Below are 16772 nucleotides of genomic sequence, written 5' to 3'. Positions count from 1 at the left end.
CCTAGCGCCCACCACCGATGTCCAGCAGCGCGCCGGTGGTGTAGGAGGCCTCGTCCGACAGCAGCCAGAGGATACCGGCAGCGATCTCCTCGGCCTCGCCCGCACGTCCCAGCGGAGTGGTCACGCCCAGGCGCTCGGCGCGCCCCGGTTGGCCACCGCTGGCATGGATGTCGGTGAGGGTCACGCCCGGTCGCACCGCGTTGACCCTTACCCCGTGCGGACCGAGTTCCTTGGCCAGACCGAGGGTCAGGGTGTCCAATGCCGCCTTGCTGGCGGCGTAGTCGACATATTCGTTGGGCGAGCCCAGCCGTGCGGCGATGGACGAGACGTTGACGATGGCACCGCCGCGGCCGCCCCGTTCGCGGGACAGGTGACGGGCCGCCTCGCGGGCGCAGAGAAAGGCGCCGTAGACGTTGACCTCGAACATCCGTCGCAAGCGCTCGGCGCTCATCTCCACCAGCGGCTGCGAGCGGTCGACGATGCCGGCGTTGTTGACGAAGCCGTCAAGCCCGCCGAAGCGTTCCACCGTGCGCTCGAACAGCGCCACCACCTCGGCTTCATCGGCGACGTCGGCGCGCACGGCCAACCCTTCCGCGCCAAGGGCTTCGATCTCGGCCAGGGTGGCCTGGGCCGCGGCCTCGTCCTGGCGATAGTTGAAGGCGACATTCCAGCCGCGGGCGGCGGCGCTGAGGGCCGTGGCGCGGCCGATACCGCGACTCGCACCGGTGATGAGCAGGGTCTTGCACATGATGAAAACCTCGGGCTAGAGAGCGGAGAGGAGAGATGGCTAACCGTCTGATGTGTCGAAAAAAGCTTGGACGTGCCCGACGTTTCGCCTAAAAGTAAGGCGAACGGCACGCGCCGCATTATCCGCGGCCACTTCGCGATCTGATTCCTAAGCGCTTGCAGAGGTCAATCCTGATGACGAGACCCCGCTTCATCTCGCCCAACGAAGTTTCCGCGCTCCGTACCAACATCCTCTCCAAGCTCACCTACGCCGTCGGCAAGGATCCCGACAACGCCCTGGATCACGACTGGTTCCAGGCCACCGCCCTGGCCGCCCGGGACTACATCGTCGACCGCTGGATGAGTCGCACCCGCGATGCCTATCGCACCGGCCAGAAGCGGGTTTACTACCTGTCCCTGGAATTCCTCATCGGTCGGCTGCTGATCGACAGCCTGTCCAACCTCGGCATCCTCGAAGAGACTCGCCGCGCCCTGGCCGACCTGGGCGTCGATCTGGAACGCATTCGCGGGCTGGAGCCGGACGCCGCCCTGGGCAACGGCGGCCTGGGTCGCCTGGCCGCCTGCTTCATGGAGAGCATGGCTACCCTGGGCATCGCCAGCCATGGCTACGGCATCCGCTACGAGCACGGGCTGTTCCGCCAGGTGATCGCCGATGGCTTCCAGCTGGAGCAGCCGGAAAACTGGCTGGATTTCGGCAACCCCTGGGAATTCGAACGCGCCGAAGTGGTGTACGAGATCGGCTTTGGCGGCCATGTCGCCCCCTATGGCGAAGGCGATCCGCGGCGCCAGGTGTGGACGCCCGGCGAGCGCATCCGCGCGGTGGCCTACGACACCCCGGTGATCGGTTGGGGCGGGGAGGGCGCCAATACCCTGAGACTCTGGCGCGCCCGACCGCTGGAGATCCTGCACCTGGAAACCTTCAACGCCGGCGACCATGTCGGCGCCGTGGCCAACGAGGCCCGCGCCGAGAGCATCTCGCGGGTGCTCTATCCGGCCGACAGCAGCGAAGCCGGCCAGGAGTTGCGCCTGCGCCAGGAGTATTTCTTCGTCGCCGCCTCCCTGGCCGACCTGACCCGCCGCCACCTCAAGCAGCACAACGACCTGCTCAGCCTGCCCGAGCACGTGTCCATCCAGCTCAACGACACCCACCCGGCCATCGCCGTGGCCGAGCTGATGCGACTCCTGGTGGACGTCCACGGCATTCCCTGGGACGCCGCCTGGAGCACCACCGTCGGCACCCTCAGCTACACCAACCACACCCTCCTGCCCGAAGCCCTGGAGACCTGGCCGGTGCAGCTGATGGAGCGCCTGCTGCCGCGCCACATGCAGATCATCTACCTGATCAACGCGCAGTTCCTCGACTCCCTGCGCGCCCGCGGCGAAACCGATGGCGCCATGATCTCCTATGTCTCCCTGATCGACGAAAGCCAGGGTCGCCGGGTGCGCATGGGCAACCTCGCCTTCCTTGGTTCCCACAGCATCAATGGCGTCTCCGGGCTGCACACCGACCTGATGCGCAAGACGGTCTTCCGCTCGTTGCACCGCCTCTATCCGGATCGCATCAACAACAAGACCAATGGCATCACCTTCCGCCGCTGGTTGCACCAGGCCAATCCGGCGCTCACCGACCTGCTGGTGGATACCCTCGGCCAGGGTGTGCTGCACGACCCCGAGAAGACCCTGCCGCAGCTCAAGCCCTATGCCAATGACGCCAACTTCCGCGAGCGCTTCGCCCTGCAGCGCCAGCGCAACAAGGACACCTTCACCAGTCTGGTGAAGCAGCGGCTGGAGATCGATCTCGATCCCGGCGCGCTGTTCGATGTCCAGATCAAGCGCATCCATGAGTACAAGCGGCAGCTCATGAATCTGCTGCAGACCATCGCCCTCTACCAGGCCATCCGCGACAACCCCAACGGCGACTGGACGCCCCGGGTCAAGATCTTCGCCGGCAAGGCCGCGGCCAGCTATCACCAGGCCAAGCTGATCATCAAGCTGGCCAACGACGTGGCCAAGGTGGTCAACAACGATCCCCTGACCCGCGACCTGCTCAAGGTGGTCTTCCTGCCCAACTACAATGTCAGCCTCGCCGAGGTCATCATCCCGGCGGCGGACCTGTCCGAGCAGATCTCCACCGCGGGGATGGAGGCCTCGGGCACCAGCAACATGAAGTTCGGCCTCAATGGCGCTCTCACCATCGGCACCCTGGACGGCGCCAACGTGGAGATGTGCGAGCTGATCGGGGAAGAACACATGTTCATCTTCGGTCTCAAGGCGGCCGAGGTGGAGGAGCGCCAGCGCAGCGGTGGCATCTCCTCTGACATCATCGAGAATTCGCCGCGCCTGGCGCAGGTGCTGTCTGGTTTGCGCGCCGGCCAGTTCTCGCCCGACGAGCCGGCGCGCTACAACAGCCTGCTCGACGTCCTGACCTGGCACGATCGCTTCCTGGTGTGCGCCGACTTCGACGCCTACTGGGACGCCCAGCGCCAGGTCGAGACCCGCTGGCAGCAGCCGGACAAATGGTGGCAATCGGCGGTGATCAACACTTCCAGCATGGGCTGGTTCTCCTCCGACCGCACCATCCGCGAATACGCCACGGAGATCTGGAGGGCGCTGTAGTCGTTATAGGGTCTATCGCGGCCATGGGCCGCTCCTACAGGGCATCCGTAGGAGCGGCCCATGGCCGCGATCATAGAGCGGAGCGGCCGTCTCGGCAGACCGCCATGGCTGCGATCACCTACCCCCCCCATGGAGAACCCACGCCTTCCGCGCCGTCTACATGCTTGCAGCATCCGCCCCACACGCCCGTCACCGGAGTCCCCATGCCCCGTACCTCCACCCGCCTCGAAGCGGGCAATCCCGCCCATTACGGCGCCACCCTCGTCGACGGCGGGATCAACTTCGCCGTCTGGTCCCCGGCCGCCGAAGCCGTCGACCTCTGCCTCTACGATGCCAAGGGAGAGGCCGAGACCCAGCGCCTGGCCTTTCGCGAACACGAGGGCGGCGTCTGGTACGGTTTCCTACCCGGCGCCAAGCCCGGGCTGAGGTACGGCCTGCGCGCCCACGGCGCCTATCGTCCCCAGGACGGGCTCAGATTCAATGCGCACAAGCTGCTGGTGGACCCCTGGGCGCTGGCGGTGGACCGGCCTTTCCAGCTGCACCCCAGCACCTATGGCTTCCACCCCGAAGACCCCAACCGCCCGGACGAGCGCGACAGCGGCCCCCATGTTCCCAAGGCCATCGTCCTGCCGCCCGTTGACGCCCTGACGCCTGCGCCCAAGCGAGGCGATGCCGGGCTGATCTACGAATTGCACGTCCGCGGCCAGACCAAATTGCATCCGAAGGTCCCGGCCCGCCAGCGCGGCACCCTGGCGGCGTTGCGGCATCCCGCGCTGATCGAGCACTGGCAGCGCCTCGGCGTCACCACCTTGGAGCTGCTGCCCATCGCTGCCTGGGCCGACGATCGCCATCTGCCCGCCCTGGGGCTGGCCAACTACTGGGGCTACAACCCGGTGGTCATGGCCGCCGTCGATCCGCGCCTGGCCGGGCGTGATGCCCTGGGCGAATTGCGCGAGACGGTGGCTACCCTGCAGGCGGCCGGCTTCGAGGTGCTGCTCGACGTGGTCTTCAACCATACCGGCGAAGGTGACGAACTGGGCCCCACCTTCAATCTGCGCGGCCTGGACAACGCCGGCTACTACCGCCTGCAGCCGGACGATCCGGCGCGCTATATCAACGACATGGGCTGCGGCAACTGCCTGGCGCTCTACAGCCCGCCAGCGCTGCGCCTGACCCTGGACAGCCTGCGCCATTGGGTCACCGCTGCCGGCGTCGATGGCTTCCGCTTCGACCTGGCGCCCGCGCTCGGTCGTCTGGAAAGCGGCTTCGAGCGCGATGCACCACTGCTCCAGGCCCTGGCCCAGGATCCGGTGCTGCGCCAGGTGCGGCTGGTGGCCGAACCCTGGGACATCGGTCCCGGTGGGCATCAGGTCGGCGCCTTCCGCGCGCCCTGGCAGGAATGGAACGACGCCTTCCGCGACGACGTCCGCCGCTTCTGGCGCGGTGACGAGGGGCTGCGTGGCGCCCTGGCCACCCGCCTGGCCGGTAGCGCCGATCTCTTCGGCGCCGGCGATCGCCTGCTGCGCACCAGCGTCAACTTCATCACCGCCCACGACGGCTTCACCCTCGCCGACCTGGTCAGCTACGCCGAGAAGCACAACGAAGCCAACGGCGAAGGGAATCGCGACGGCACCACCGACAACAAGAGCTGGAACAACGGCGTCGAAGGCCCGAGCGACGACCCTGCCGTCCTGGAAGCCCGCGCTGCCGACCAGCGTGCCCTGTTGGCGACCCTGATCCTCGCCGGTGGCGAACCCATGCTGACCGCCGGCGACGAATTCGGCCGCACCCAGCAGGGCAACAACAATGCCTATGTACAGGACAACGAACTGTCCTGGCTGGACTGGCAGCAGGCCGGCAGCCCCGCCGGACAGCGGCAGAGCGCCTTCGTCGGTCGCCTCATGGCGCTGCGCCAGCAGTTGCCGGCCTTGCAAGCCCAGCGACTGCTGGGCCGCCCTAATCCCCGTGGCTGGGTGAGGATCGAATGGCTCGATGGCGACGGCGCGCCGATGGACGACGGCCGCTGGCAGGCCGGTGGCAGCCTGCCGCTGAGCCTCACCCTGGAAGCCCTCGATGGCGAGGACCAACCCCAGGCCGCGCGGATCTGGCTGGCCTTCCAGCCACGTCGGGAGGAAATCGACCTGCGCCTGCCCCCGTCACGTGACGGACATCACTGGCTGATACAGCTGGACAGCCGTCAGCCTGAACTGGAACCCGACTCGGCAGTCTACCCCAGCGCCGAAAATCTCCGTGCGGGTCGAGGCGTACTGCTGGCCGTGGAGACCCCGGACGCGCCCTAGGTGTGCGTTCCCTGTCGGCCGCCGGTGTCCAGCGTCTCATCACCCCATTGATGAAACCCGGAATCGGCACTGGCTGGCAGACCTGGCCTGACGGTCCGCTCTGCTTGAGACGGAGCTTGAGCTTTGGCGCTACACTCGCGCCCATCATTACAAGGAGCACCGCGATGTCCCGGATATCCCTCAGTCGTTACCTCATCGAGCAGACCCGCAGCCACAAGACCCCGGCCGACCTGCGCTTCCTCATCGAAGTCGTGGCCCGGGCGTGCAAGCGCATCAGCTACGAGGTGTCCAAGGGGGCGCTGGGTGGCGTGCTCGGCAGCATGGGCACCGAGAACGTCCAGGGCGAGGTGCAGAAGAAGCTGGACGTGCTGTCCAACGAGATCCTGCTGGAAGCCAACGAGTGGGGCGGCACCCTGGCCGGCATGGCCTCCGAGGAGATGGATCAGGTTCACCAGATCCCCGGTCACTATCCCAAGGGCGCCTACCTGCTGATGTTCGACCCGCTGGACGGCTCGTCCAACATCGACGTCAACGTCTCCGTCGGCACCATCTTCTCGATCCTGCGCAAGGACTTCGTCAGCAGCACCACCGGTGACGTGACCGAAGAAGCCTTCATGCAGAAGGGCACCGAGCAGGTCGCCGCCGGCTACGCCATCTACGGTCCCCAGACCATGCTGGTGCTGACCCTGGGCGACGGCGTCAAGGGCTTCACCCTGGATCGCGAACTGGGCAGCTTCGTGCTGACCCACGAAGACATCACCATCCCCGAGACCACCGCCGAATTCGCCATCAACATGTCCAACCAGCGCCACTGGGAAGCCCCGGTCAAGCGTTATGTGGACGAGCTGCTGGCCGGCAAGGAAGGTCCCCTGGGCAAGAACTACAACATGCGCTGGATCGCCTCCATGGTGGCCGACGTCCATCGCATCCTTACCCGCGGTGGCATCTTCATGTACCCCCGTGATGCCCGTGAGCCCGAGAAGCCCGGCAAGCTGCGCCTGATGTACGAGGCCAACCCCATGTCCATGCTGGTCGAGCAGGCCGGTGGTGCCGCCACCAACGGTCACCAGCGCATCCTCGACGTCCAGCCCGATGGCCTGCACCAGCGGGTGGCGGTGTTCCTGGGCTCCAAGGAAGAAGTGCAGCGCGTGACCGAGTACCACCGTCAGCGTTGATTCCAGAAACCGGGCCGCCTGCAACGGGCGGTCCGGTTCACTCCTCGCGTCTTGCCTCAGCGTTCAGCTCCGATTCAGCCTCCTTAATCCGCCGCTAATCCGCCTCCGCCGAAGATGGCCGCGCAGCCGGTCGGGCTGTATTCGCATCGCGTGAGGAGCTTTTCACCATGAACGCCCTGAAATCCCGTGTCGTCCTCTTTGGCCTGCTGGCCCTGGCCAGCCATCAGGCGTTTGCCGCCGATACCCAGAACTTCGCCGGCCTCACCTATGGCAAGAGCTATGACAACTTCAGCAACAGCCACGCCCTCGACCGCAACTTGAACAGCCCCGATACCGACGGTGCCCTCGACGGCAGCAATACCTGGGGGCTGCGTCTTGGCCAGCAGAACACTGCCGGTCGCTACTACGCCACCCTCGACCAGGCCAGTGGCAGCAGCGCTGGCCTGAGGCTCAAGCAGCAGGACCTGACTGGCAGCTACGATGCCTTCTATCCCCTGGGCCGCAATACCAAGCTGTTCGGTGGCGGGACCCTGGGCGTCGCCCGGGTCACCCAGGACGGTTCCAGCTTCGGCCACGACAGCGACCTTGGCTATGTGGCCGGGGTCCAGGCCGGCATCCTGCAGCAGGTCAACGAGCGCACCTCCCTGGAAGCCGGCTATCGCTACCTGCGCAGCAACGCCAAGCCGGACATCGACCAGGACGGCGCCAAGCTCGGTTCGAGCCAGCTCGACAGCAGCAAGGAAATCTACCTGGGCATGAACGTCTACTTCTGAGGCAGGGCCGGGGCGACAGCGGTCGCCCCGGTTTCAGCTATAGGGATCCAGGTCGGAGAAGGCTGCCACCAGTGCCACGGCAACCACCCCCAGGGCGATCTCTACGGCGGTGGCCTGGCGCAGCAGCTGCCATGTTCGGGGCCCTCGTCCCAATCGGGGCACCAGCAGGTAACGATTGGCCAGGGCCAGGGCGACCATGATCGCCACGGCCAGCACCTTGGCCAGCAGCAGGCCGGAGTAGGGCGTCAAACGCAGCAGGCCGTCCGGTCCGAGGATCAGCAGGCTATTGAAGGCACCGCTGAGCAGCGCCAGCGCCACGCTGATCTGCCCGGGCAGGGAGTAGCTGCGCAGCAGCTGCTGGACGTCATCCCTCAGATTGGCCGGTGGCCGTCCCAGGCACAGCAGCACCCCGGGCAGGCTGCCCAGCCAGAGCCCCGTGGTCAGTAGATGCAGCGCCTGATTCAGCTGATGCACCCCGCCAAGCCAGCCGGCTGTCGCGGCGGCATGGCCACCCAGGGCCAGACTGGCCAGCAGCAGGCCACTGAATCCCCACAGCCAGTGGTTGCTGCGGACCCCGGGCCCCACCAGCAGCCACAGGGCCAGCAACAGGCCCAGCGGCAGTTGCCAGCGCCAGCCGTGGCCGGCCGCCGTGCCCAGATAGAGTTGCCATAGGGGCAGGTTGAAGGCATCCGCCCAGCCATCCCCCACCAGCGCTGCCTGTAGCGGCAACAGGCTCAGCACCCCGAGCAGCAGCAGTGCGCCCAGCAGGCGGGCGGTGGACCGTGCCCGTTCCAGCAGCCAGAGACGCAATGCGGGTCGACCCAGCCAGAGTGCCAGCGCCAGATAGCCCCAGGTCAGCAGCAGCGGCAGCAGGAAGAGGGTACGGGCGAGGGGACGCCAGGCATCGGGCGTCGCCAGTGTGCCGTCCATCCTTACTGGACGGTGAAGCGGTAATCGCCCTGGGTCTTGTGCCCGTCCTTGGCCAGTACCCGCCATTTCACCTGGTAGCGACCCGGTTCCAGCGGCGCCTCCAGAGGGACGTCCAGGGTACGTTCGTCGCGGCCGGAAATGACCTTGCCGGTGGTGATGGCCGTGCTGGCCTGGCCATCCAGCCGTTGCAGCTGCACCTGACTCAGGGCGGCTTCGATCCCCTCGGAAAAGCTCAGACTCAGTTGCTTCGGTGCCGGGCTGGTGCTGTCGGGCGCGGGCTCGGCGCTCTTGAGATGGCCGTGGGCCAGGGCCAGCCCCGGCAACAGCAGAGTGGTCAGGGCGAGGCGGCGAGCGAGACGCAGGACAGCGGTCATGGAGATCTCCAGCAGCAGAAGGAAACCGCCAGCTTAGCAGTCCGTTCGGGCAGCGTCCGCGCCTGGCGCCTGCTCCGCCGCGCGCGCCGCGCACTCGACGAAGGTCCGCGCGGTGCAGCTGCGGCAGACTTCCGGATCCAGCCGCGGATAGATGCTGCGCAAGGCCTGATCCTTGGACGAGAAGATATGGCCTTCGCCCAGCTCCTTGAGAAACCCGGTCTTGGCGAACAGCTGCAGCACCGGCGTGCGCGGGCGATGGAAATAGAGATCGCCGCCCTGGGCCCGGCGCTCGCGCCATTCGCGCCGCCACAGGTCGTTACCGGCCAAATCGATGAAATTCATGCTCTTGGTCATGAACAGCGCATGCTTCTGGCCGGGTTGGGCGCTGCGAAAGCCGTCCAACTGATCGCCCACATGGGGCACGGCGCCAAAGAACACCGAGCCTTCCACCCGCACCAGCTTGAGTTGCGGACACTCCTGCGCCGGCTGGCCCAGTTCGTCCAACGGGGTGAAACGACGCTCGGGGGTGCGGGGGTCCGGCACCAGCGGGCGGATCGCCGGGTGCGAGGTGCGATAGAGGTAGGCCACCAGGGACACCAGGGTGCCCAGCAGCACGGCGCGGTCCAGCGGAATGGTTAGGGTCGCCAGAAAGGTCACCCCGGCCACCAGCGCCTCGGTACGGCTGACCTTCAGCACCTCGCGCCAGCGACCCAGGTCCAGCAGGCCGCGCGCCACCAGCAGCAGGGTGGCGGCGATGGCCGCCAGCGGAATGGCGGCGATCAGGGCACCCCCGAAGGCCACCAGGGCTACCACCAGCAGGGCGGCGAACACTGCGGCCAGCGGGGTGCGGGCGCCGGCTTCGAAATTGGGCATGGAGCGATTCAGCGAGCCGCAGGAGACATAGGCCGAAAAGCAGCCGCCCACCAGGTTGGCCAGGCCCTGGCCACGGAATTCGCGATTGACGTCCAGCCGCTGTCCGGAGCGCTGGGCCACCGCCTTGGCGATCGACAGCGACTGCCCGAGGGCCACCAAGGTCAGGGCTACAGCGATCCCGGAGAGATTGCCCAGATCCTGCAGGGTGACGTCGGGCAGATGGAAGGGCGGCAGCGCCGAGGGAATCCGTCCGACCGTAGCGATCCCCTGAGCCGCGCCCGCCACGCTACGCTCCAGAATCCAGGCGCTCAGACAACCAGCCAGCAGGCCCAGCAGCATGGTCGGCCAGCGCGGGCGCAGTCGGCGCAGCAGCAGGGTGGCGACCAGGGTCACCACACCGATCACCAGCGAGGGCCAGTGGATCGCCAGGGGATGGGTGAGCACATAGCCAAGCACGCCAAAGGCCGAGGTGCCCAGCGGCGGCGACAGCCCGAGCAGGTCCTTGAGCGAATAGAGCCCAATGAGCACGGCGGCGCCACTCATGAAGCCGAGCAGCACCGAGGGCGAGATGAAGTTGGCCACCGCGCCGAGGCGCAGGGCACCCACCGTCAATTGCAGCAGGCCGACCAGCAGGGTCACCGCCAGGGCCAGATCGATATAGGGACCAGAGCCGGCGAGCGCCAGCGGTGACAGCGCTGCCAGCAGGGCCAGGGAGTTGGCGTTGGTCGGACCGGTCACCACATGGCGACTGGAGCCCGCCAAAGCAGCAACGATGCAGGGCACCACCGCGCCATAGACGCCGTATTGCGGTGGCAGTCCGGCCAGGGTGGCGAAGGCCACGCCCTGGGGCAACGCCAGCACCGCGCCCAAGAGACCCGCACCCAGATCCGCCTTCAGGGTGGTGCGGTCCACCTCGCGCAGCCAGGGCAGCAGGGTCGAAAGGGCGGGCATGGAACGCTCCTGGGGAAAGGGTCGCCTACTCTACCGACTCCGCTCGCCAGTGGGCTACCTGAGTCCCGCCGTCTCCGGTCTCTGCCACGACACTGGCTGTGTGTTCATTTCTTCACCAGTCGCCGCCAGACCGGTCCCTGTGGCGTTCTCGTGACTTCATGCACGGGTTATCCACATCACTGTGCACGGTCCCTGTGGGTAACCTGGGCGGCTAGCCGTCGTGACTGTTGGCGGCGATGCGATGGATCGACAGGTCGGCGCCCTGGTATTCCTCTTCCTGACTCAGACGCAGACCCAGCACCGCCTTGAGCAGTCCGTACACCGCCAGGCCACCGAGCAGGGCGACGACAATGCCCAAGCCGGTGCCGGCCAGCTGCGCCAGCAGACTCACCCCACCCAGACCGCCGAGCGCGGTCTGGCCGAACAGGCCGCAGGCGATGCCGCCCCAGGCGCCGCAGAGGCCGTGCAGCGGCCAGACCCCCAGGACATCGTCCAGCTTCCAGCGTGTCTGCACCGCGGTGAAGGCCCAGACGAACAGGGCTCCCGCCACCAGGCCGGTCCCCAGCGCCGCGATGGGATGCATCAGATCGGAGCCCGCGCAGATGGCGACCAGGCCCGCCAGGGGGCCGTTGTGCAGGAAGCCGGGATCGTTGCGTCCCAGGAGCAGGGCGGCAGCCGTCCCGCCGACCATGGCCATCAGCGAATTCAGGGCCACCAGGCCACTGACGCCGGCCAGGCTCTGGGCACTCATCACGTTGAAGCCGAACCAGCCGACGATCAGGATCCAGGAGCCCAGCGCCAGGAAGGGAATGTTCGACGGCGGAAAGGCCACCAGCCGACCTTCGCGATAGCGACCCTGACGGGGGCCCAGCAGCATCACCGCTGCCAGCGCCAGCCAGCCGCCCATGGCGTGCACCACCACGGAGCCGGCGAAATCATGGAAGCGCGCACCGAACAGCGCTTCGAACCTATCCTGCAGGCCGAGATTGTTGTTCCACATCAGGCCTTCGAAAAACGGATAGACGAAGGCCACGATCAGCGCGGTGGCGCAGAGCTGTGGCACGAAGCGCGCCCGTTCGGCGATGCCGCCCGAAATGATCGCCGGAATGGCCGCGGCGAAGGTCGCCAGGAAAAAGAACTTCACCAGTCCGTAGCCGCTGTCGGCGGTCAGCACCTGGGCGGGGGCGAAAAAAGTCACGCCATAGGCTATCCAGTAGCCAACGAAGAAGTACACCAGGGTGGAAATGGCGAAGTCGGCGAGGATCTTGGACAGGGCGTTCACCTGGTTCTTGTGCCGCACGGTGCCGGCTTCGAGAAAGGCGAAACCGGCGTGCATGGCCAGCACCATCACGGCGCCCAGCAGCAGGAACAGGGTATTGGCACTGTGGACCAGGGTCGCCACGGCAGAAGGCAATTCGTTCATCAGGGCAGTCGTCGCAAAGGGTTGCACCAAAAACATGCCTGGCGGCTGTCTGATGCGCGTTTTTGGGGCGCCTGGCAGCTCTCGGCAGGTTCAGTCTTGCCGCCAGACAGAGCGCAACAGCGGATTGGCGCAGGGATGCGCCAGGGCGGTGCGAATCGGAAGGGCGTGCACCACCAGACAGCAAAGGTCGTGCCGCTAAAGCGCGCGCAGGACGATGCGGCCGCTGCTCAGGTTGCTCAGCAGGGTCGCCACCTCGTCGCGCCGTTGCGGCTCCACGGCAATCCGCAGGGCGATTTCCAGCGCCTGGTAATCCTCTTCGAGCACCAGCACCGCCAGGCCCGCCAAGCGGGCCTTGATCAGCGGCCATTCCGCATAGGTACAGGCGAAGCCATAATCCTGCCGCACCACCAGCGGCTGCTTGGCCGCCTGCTGCAGGCAACGGGCGGCGCAACCGCCATAGGCGCGTACCAGGCCACCGGTACCCAGCTTGATGCCGCCGTACCAGCGGATGACCACCACCACCACCTGGTCGCAATCCTGCCCCTCGATGGCGGCCAGGATGGGCCGGCCCGCCGTGCCGCCGGGCTCGCCGTCGTCATTGAAGCGGTATTGATTGCCGAGCTTCCAGGCCCAGCAATTGTGGGTCGCGGTCGGCACGCTCACGCGCTCGATGAAAGCCATGGCCGCCTCCACCGTGGTGACGGGTGCGGCGAGGGCGAGGAAACGACTCTTGCGCACCTCTTCTTCGAAGGCGGCATCCTGGATCAGGGTAAAGGTCATGGTGCCTGGAGACCCAGTCCCTTGAGGATGACATGGGTCAGGGTCTGCGCCGCCTCGTCGAAATCCTGCCGGGTCAGACGGGTGCGACCGGTCACCTGGCAGATCTGGCTGGCGAAATCGGCATAGTGCTGGGTGCTGCTCCACAGCAGGAAGATCAGATGGACCGGATCCACCGGATCCAGCTTGCCGGCCGCGATCCAGGCCTCGAATACCGCCGCCCGGCTGCGAAACCAGGTCTGGTAGTCCTGATCGAAATACTCGTACAGGCAGTGACCGCCGCCGATGATCTCCATGGCGAAGATCCGCGAGGCGAGCGGTTGGCGCCGCGAGAACTCCAACTTGGCGCGGATATAGCGGCTCAGGGCCTCGGCGGGGTCGTCTTCCACGGTTAGGTGGTTGAAGGTGCTGTCCCAGAGTTCGAGGATGTTGCCCAGCACCGCCATATAGAGGCCGAGCTTGTTGTTGAAGTAGTAATGGAGATTGGCCTTGGGCAGCCCGACGCGTTGCGCGATGGTGTTCATGCTGGTGCCCTTGAAGCCATGGCGGGCGAATTCTTCCTCCGCCGCGCTCAGGATCGACTCCTCATTCTTCTGCCGGATGCGTCCGGCCGGCTTGTCCTGGCCGGCGTGATGGGCGGGTACGAGAGGGGTCATGACAACTGCAGGATCCAAAGGCGCGGCAGGCATCAATAGCGTACCCGCCGCCCTGGGCACAAGGGCTCTTTTACCGGTGTGGCGCTGGCGAGCTGCATTCCGTCACCGCGGCGCGGCGCTCCTCGGGCAGCAACAGGTTGAGCAGGATGGCGGTGATGCCGCCGCTGGTGATCGCGGTGTCGAAGAGATTCTTCACCAGTGGCGGCAGTTGATCCAGCAGCGTCGGCTGGCTGGCGATACCGAGACCCACGCCAAGGGAGGTGGCGATGATCAGCAGGCTGCGGCGATCCAGGGGGCAGTGCGCCAGCAGCCGTATCCCAGCCGCGGCGACACTGCCGAACAGCACCAGGGTCGCACCGCCCAGCACCGGCTTGGGAATCTGCTGCAGGATGGCGCCCAGCACGGGGAACAGGCCCAGCGCCAGCAGGATGGCGCCTATCCAGTAGCCGACATGGCGGCTGGCCACGCCGGTCAGCTGGATCACCCCGTTGTTCTGCGCGAAGGTGGTGCTTGGAAAGGTATTGAAGGTGGCGGCGAGCAGGCAGGCGACGCCATCACCCAGGACCCCGCCCCGCAACCGTCGCAGATAGCCCGGGCCTTCGATGGGCTGCCGCGAGATCAGGCAGTTGGCGGTCAGGTCGCCGGTGGTTTCCAGGGTGCTGATCAGATAGATGAGCGCGACCGGTAGGAAAGCCGACCAGTCGAAGGCGAAGCCGAAATGGAAGGGGAGGGGGACGCTGACCAGAGGCAGGTCCGGCAGCGGCTGAGGTTTCAACAGGCCGCAGGTCCAGGCGGCGAGGGAGCCCACCAGCAGGCCGATCATCACCGCCGACAGCCGCAACCAGGGTCGCCGCGACAGGTTCAGACCGATGATGACCACCAGGACCAGGCCGCCGAGGGCCAGGTTGATCGGCGCGCCGAAGTTGGCCGCCCGGGTGCCCCCGCCGAGATCGGTGACGCCTACCCTGATCAGGCTGATGCCGATGAGGGTGATGACGATGCCCGTCACCAGTGGCGTGATCACCCGGCGCAACAGGCCCAGGCAGCGACTTAGGCCGATCTGCACGAAGGCGCCAAAGAAGCAGACGCCAAAGATCATCGCCAGGATGTCCTCCGGTGTCCCGCCGCGCTGCTTGACCAGCATCCCGGCTGCCAGCACCGCGGACAGAAAGGAGAAACTGGTGCCCTGCAGGCAGATCATGCCCGCCCCCAGCCCACCGGCACCGCGGGCCTGCAGAAAGGTGCCGACGCCCGACACCATCAGCCCCATGCTGATCAGGTAGGGCAGGTGCTCGTGCAGACCCAGAGCCCCGGCAATGATCAGCGGTGGAGTAACGATCCCCACGAAGCTCGCCAGGACGTGCTGCAGGGCAGCGCAAAAGGCAGCGAACGGGGCCGGACGTTCGTCCAGGCCATAGAGCAGATCATCGCGGACGGGACTGGTCATGGTGATTACCTCGCGGCGGCGCTGCTGGCCTGGAAAGCGACCGCAGCGCCGCAAGTGGGTCTGGCCGGACTAGAACTGATACTTCACCAGGAAGCTGAAAACGCTCTGGTCGGTACGGAATCCCTCGCTGTCCTTGATGCCGTACTTGTCCGACCAGTAGTCATACTCGGTACCCACATAAAGGTGCTTGGCCTCGTAACCCATGGCCTTGCCCAGGTCGTACTTGACCTGTGGATTGAAGTGCAGGTTGGCGTGGTAGCTACCCTTGTTGTTCATCACCCAGTCCATGTAGCCATCGATGAGCAGATCCGAATTGCCCAGGGGCAGGGTGTAGGCCCATACCGGCGTGAGCTGCCAGGCACCCGAGGGCGCACTGCCGCCATCCGGCTTGCGGTAATAGAGGTTCAGCTGGAAGTAGTCGAAGCCCGGCACCTTGAGGTCGAAACCCGGGCCGACCAGGTAGTTGCGCTGATCACGGCCGGCGCCCTCGCCATCGTTCTGGTCGTATTCCAGGGTTGTGGCGAGTAGCACATCGGTGACCGGGCCAAAGGAAAGATCACGGCCGGACAGCTTGCCAAAGGACAGTCGTGGACTGAGTTCGCCATAGAAGCCCTGATGGCCGTCGCTGGCATTGGTCGCGCCGTTGAACCAGATGCTGTCGACGAAGAGGAAGAGATCGCCCCAGATCCAACTGCTGGCATGCTCGAAGGTGACGGTCTGCTGGATACGGGGATCGACCCGGAAATCTTTGCCATATAGATAGGTGAGGCTTTCACCGTGCCACAGCAGTGGACTGTCTGCGGCGTTGGCTACACCGGCTGTAATCAGGCTCGTGGTCAGCAGCGCGGAGGTTAGGATCTTGCGCATGTAGGCTCCTGGAAGTGCTTTCTCGTTATGTACAGCGTTCGCCGTGCTCAGCAAGATCGACGCCAAGCTCCGGTGGGCGGGCGAAAATAGTTATTTTTCAACGCCTTGTATAAGGATTCTGGAAAATTTCAGATGCCTGGCCTGGCACCAAACCTGACCGCTTGCTCAGTTTTCGTGCCCTGAAGCGGCGCCTGAAGCGGTCCTGCTGCGAAACAGCGCACGGCAGGCTGCGCAGTGCTAAGGTGCTTGGCGACCCCGCAGGAGATAGTCATGAAGTTGCTTATCGGTGTGCTGACGGCCTTACTCTGCAGCTCTTTCGCCTCGGCTCAGGTCCCCCAGGGCGGGACAGGACAGCCGGGCATCCTCATGATCACCCGCGGCGACGCCTACTCAGGGTCCGGATGCGATATAGGTCTGGTGATCCAGGGGCGACTGGCCGGCACCCTCATGGCGGGTCAGAGTGCCTCCTTCAATCTGCCGCCTGGCGAAGTCGCCGTGAGTCTCACCTCTTCCGGTCCGGGCGGTTGCGCAGCACCCATGGCGAGCAGCATCTCCCAGTCCATTCTGCTGACGCCTGGCGAGATCAAGCAGTACCGGATCATCGCGACCGAAGCGGGTTATCGCCTGGCGCCCATCCCACTTTATTGAAGTTTCTTGAAATAACCTGTTGACCTGCTCCGAAACTCCCCTATAATGCGCCCCACTTCCGGCGCAGACGCTGAAGCGGCTTGAAAATCAAGCACTTAGGTCTGAGCCGGGCGAGGGGTCCACGGATTCTTCGCCATTTGGCTCTCACCTCAGGGTGATGACGAAATGAAGCGGAGGGGGTTGACAGCGTCTCAGGATGCTGTAGGATTCGCCTC

The 16772-nt window shown here is 65.9% G+C and carries 14 protein-coding genes; 5 read left to right on the top strand and 9 right to left on the bottom strand.

The window, feature by feature from the left end; translation table 11 throughout:
* Position 1: 1 nt before the first annotated feature.
* Complete coding sequence (locus FEZ61_RS12810; RefSeq protein WP_068383350.1) at positions 2–748, bottom strand: SDR family oxidoreductase; 747 nt, start codon at positions 746–748, stop codon at positions 2–4.
* A gap of 173 nt (positions 749–921) precedes the next feature.
* Between FEZ61_RS12810 and FEZ61_RS12805 the strand changes: the two genes are divergently transcribed.
* The 4 genes from FEZ61_RS12805 to FEZ61_RS12790 all read left to right on the top strand — a co-directional run bounded on the left by FEZ61_RS12805 (position 922) and on the right by FEZ61_RS12790 (position 7611).
* On the top strand, positions 922–3363 hold the full coding sequence (locus tag FEZ61_RS12805) for a glycogen/starch/alpha-glucan phosphorylase (protein WP_068383348.1): 2442 nt from the start codon (positions 922–924) through the stop codon (positions 3361–3363).
* 203 nt (positions 3364–3566) lie between these two features.
* Positions 3567–5663, top strand: a complete 2097-nt coding sequence (gene glgX, locus FEZ61_RS12800) for a glycogen debranching protein GlgX (RefSeq protein WP_173148930.1) — start codon at positions 3567–3569, stop codon at positions 5661–5663.
* A gap of 164 nt (positions 5664–5827) precedes the next feature.
* A complete protein-coding gene (locus FEZ61_RS12795; RefSeq protein WP_007162011.1) occupies positions 5828–6838 on the top strand; it encodes a class 1 fructose-bisphosphatase in 1011 nt (336 codons plus the stop codon).
* 167 nt (positions 6839–7005) lie between these two features.
* Positions 7006–7611, top strand: a complete 606-nt coding sequence (locus FEZ61_RS12790) for an outer membrane beta-barrel protein (protein WP_064307929.1) — start codon at positions 7006–7008, stop codon at positions 7609–7611.
* A gap of 33 nt (positions 7612–7644) precedes the next feature.
* On the opposite strand, the gene copD is transcribed toward FEZ61_RS12790, so the two are convergent.
* The 8 genes from copD to FEZ61_RS12750 all read right to left on the bottom strand — a co-directional run bounded on the left by copD (position 7645) and on the right by FEZ61_RS12750 (position 15909).
* Complete coding sequence (copD, locus tag FEZ61_RS12785; RefSeq protein WP_173148928.1) at positions 7645–8541, bottom strand: copper homeostasis membrane protein CopD; 897 nt, start codon at positions 8539–8541, stop codon at positions 7645–7647.
* A 2-nt stretch (positions 8542–8543) separates the two neighbouring features.
* Positions 8544–8915 carry a copper homeostasis periplasmic binding protein CopC gene (copC, locus tag FEZ61_RS12780; protein WP_017640663.1) on the bottom strand — a complete coding sequence of 124 codons (372 nt, stop codon included), beginning with the start codon at positions 8913–8915 and terminating at the stop codon, positions 8544–8546.
* Positions 8916–8948: 33 nt separating this feature from the next.
* Positions 8949–10739, bottom strand: coding sequence for a SulP family inorganic anion transporter (locus FEZ61_RS12775; protein WP_173148926.1), 1791 nt, complete (start codon positions 10737–10739; stop codon positions 8949–8951).
* Positions 10740–10950: 211 nt separating this feature from the next.
* The gene (locus FEZ61_RS12770; protein ID WP_017640661.1) at positions 10951–12162 is read right to left on the bottom strand and encodes an ammonium transporter; all 1212 of its coding nucleotides are present in this window, start codon (positions 12160–12162) and stop codon (positions 10951–10953) included.
* 195 nt (positions 12163–12357) lie between these two features.
* Positions 12358–12942 (bottom strand): YigZ family protein, encoded by a 585-nt coding sequence (locus tag FEZ61_RS12765; RefSeq protein ID WP_068383338.1) that lies wholly within the window; start codon positions 12940–12942, stop codon positions 12358–12360.
* Complete coding sequence (locus FEZ61_RS12760; protein ID WP_068383336.1) at positions 12939–13595, bottom strand: TetR/AcrR family transcriptional regulator; 657 nt, start codon at positions 13593–13595, stop codon at positions 12939–12941. Before FEZ61_RS12760 ends, FEZ61_RS12765 begins: the two co-directional genes overlap by 4 nt.
* A 70-nt stretch (positions 13596–13665) precedes the next feature.
* Positions 13666–15042 (bottom strand): nucleobase:cation symporter-2 family protein, encoded by a 1377-nt coding sequence (locus tag FEZ61_RS12755; protein WP_173148924.1) that lies wholly within the window; start codon positions 15040–15042, stop codon positions 13666–13668.
* A gap of 69 nt (positions 15043–15111) precedes the next feature.
* Positions 15112–15909: an outer membrane protein OmpK gene (locus tag FEZ61_RS12750; protein ID WP_173148923.1), complete on the bottom strand. Its 798-nt coding sequence runs from the start codon at positions 15907–15909 to the stop codon at positions 15112–15114.
* A 270-nt stretch (positions 15910–16179) separates the two neighbouring features.
* On the opposite strand from FEZ61_RS12750, the gene FEZ61_RS12745 reads away from it, so the two are divergent.
* Complete coding sequence (locus FEZ61_RS12745) at positions 16180–16557, top strand: hypothetical protein (RefSeq protein ID WP_173148921.1); 378 nt, start codon at positions 16180–16182, stop codon at positions 16555–16557.
* Positions 16558–16772: the final 215 nt, after the last annotated feature.

Source organism: Pseudomonas sp. MS15a(2019), assembly GCF_013277805.1.
Classification (GTDB): domain Bacteria; phylum Pseudomonadota; class Gammaproteobacteria; order Pseudomonadales; family Pseudomonadaceae; genus Chryseomonas; species Chryseomonas benzopyrenica.
The sequence above is the reverse complement of the archived record's forward strand: the minus strand, read 5'-3'. Positions and strand labels throughout refer to the sequence as shown.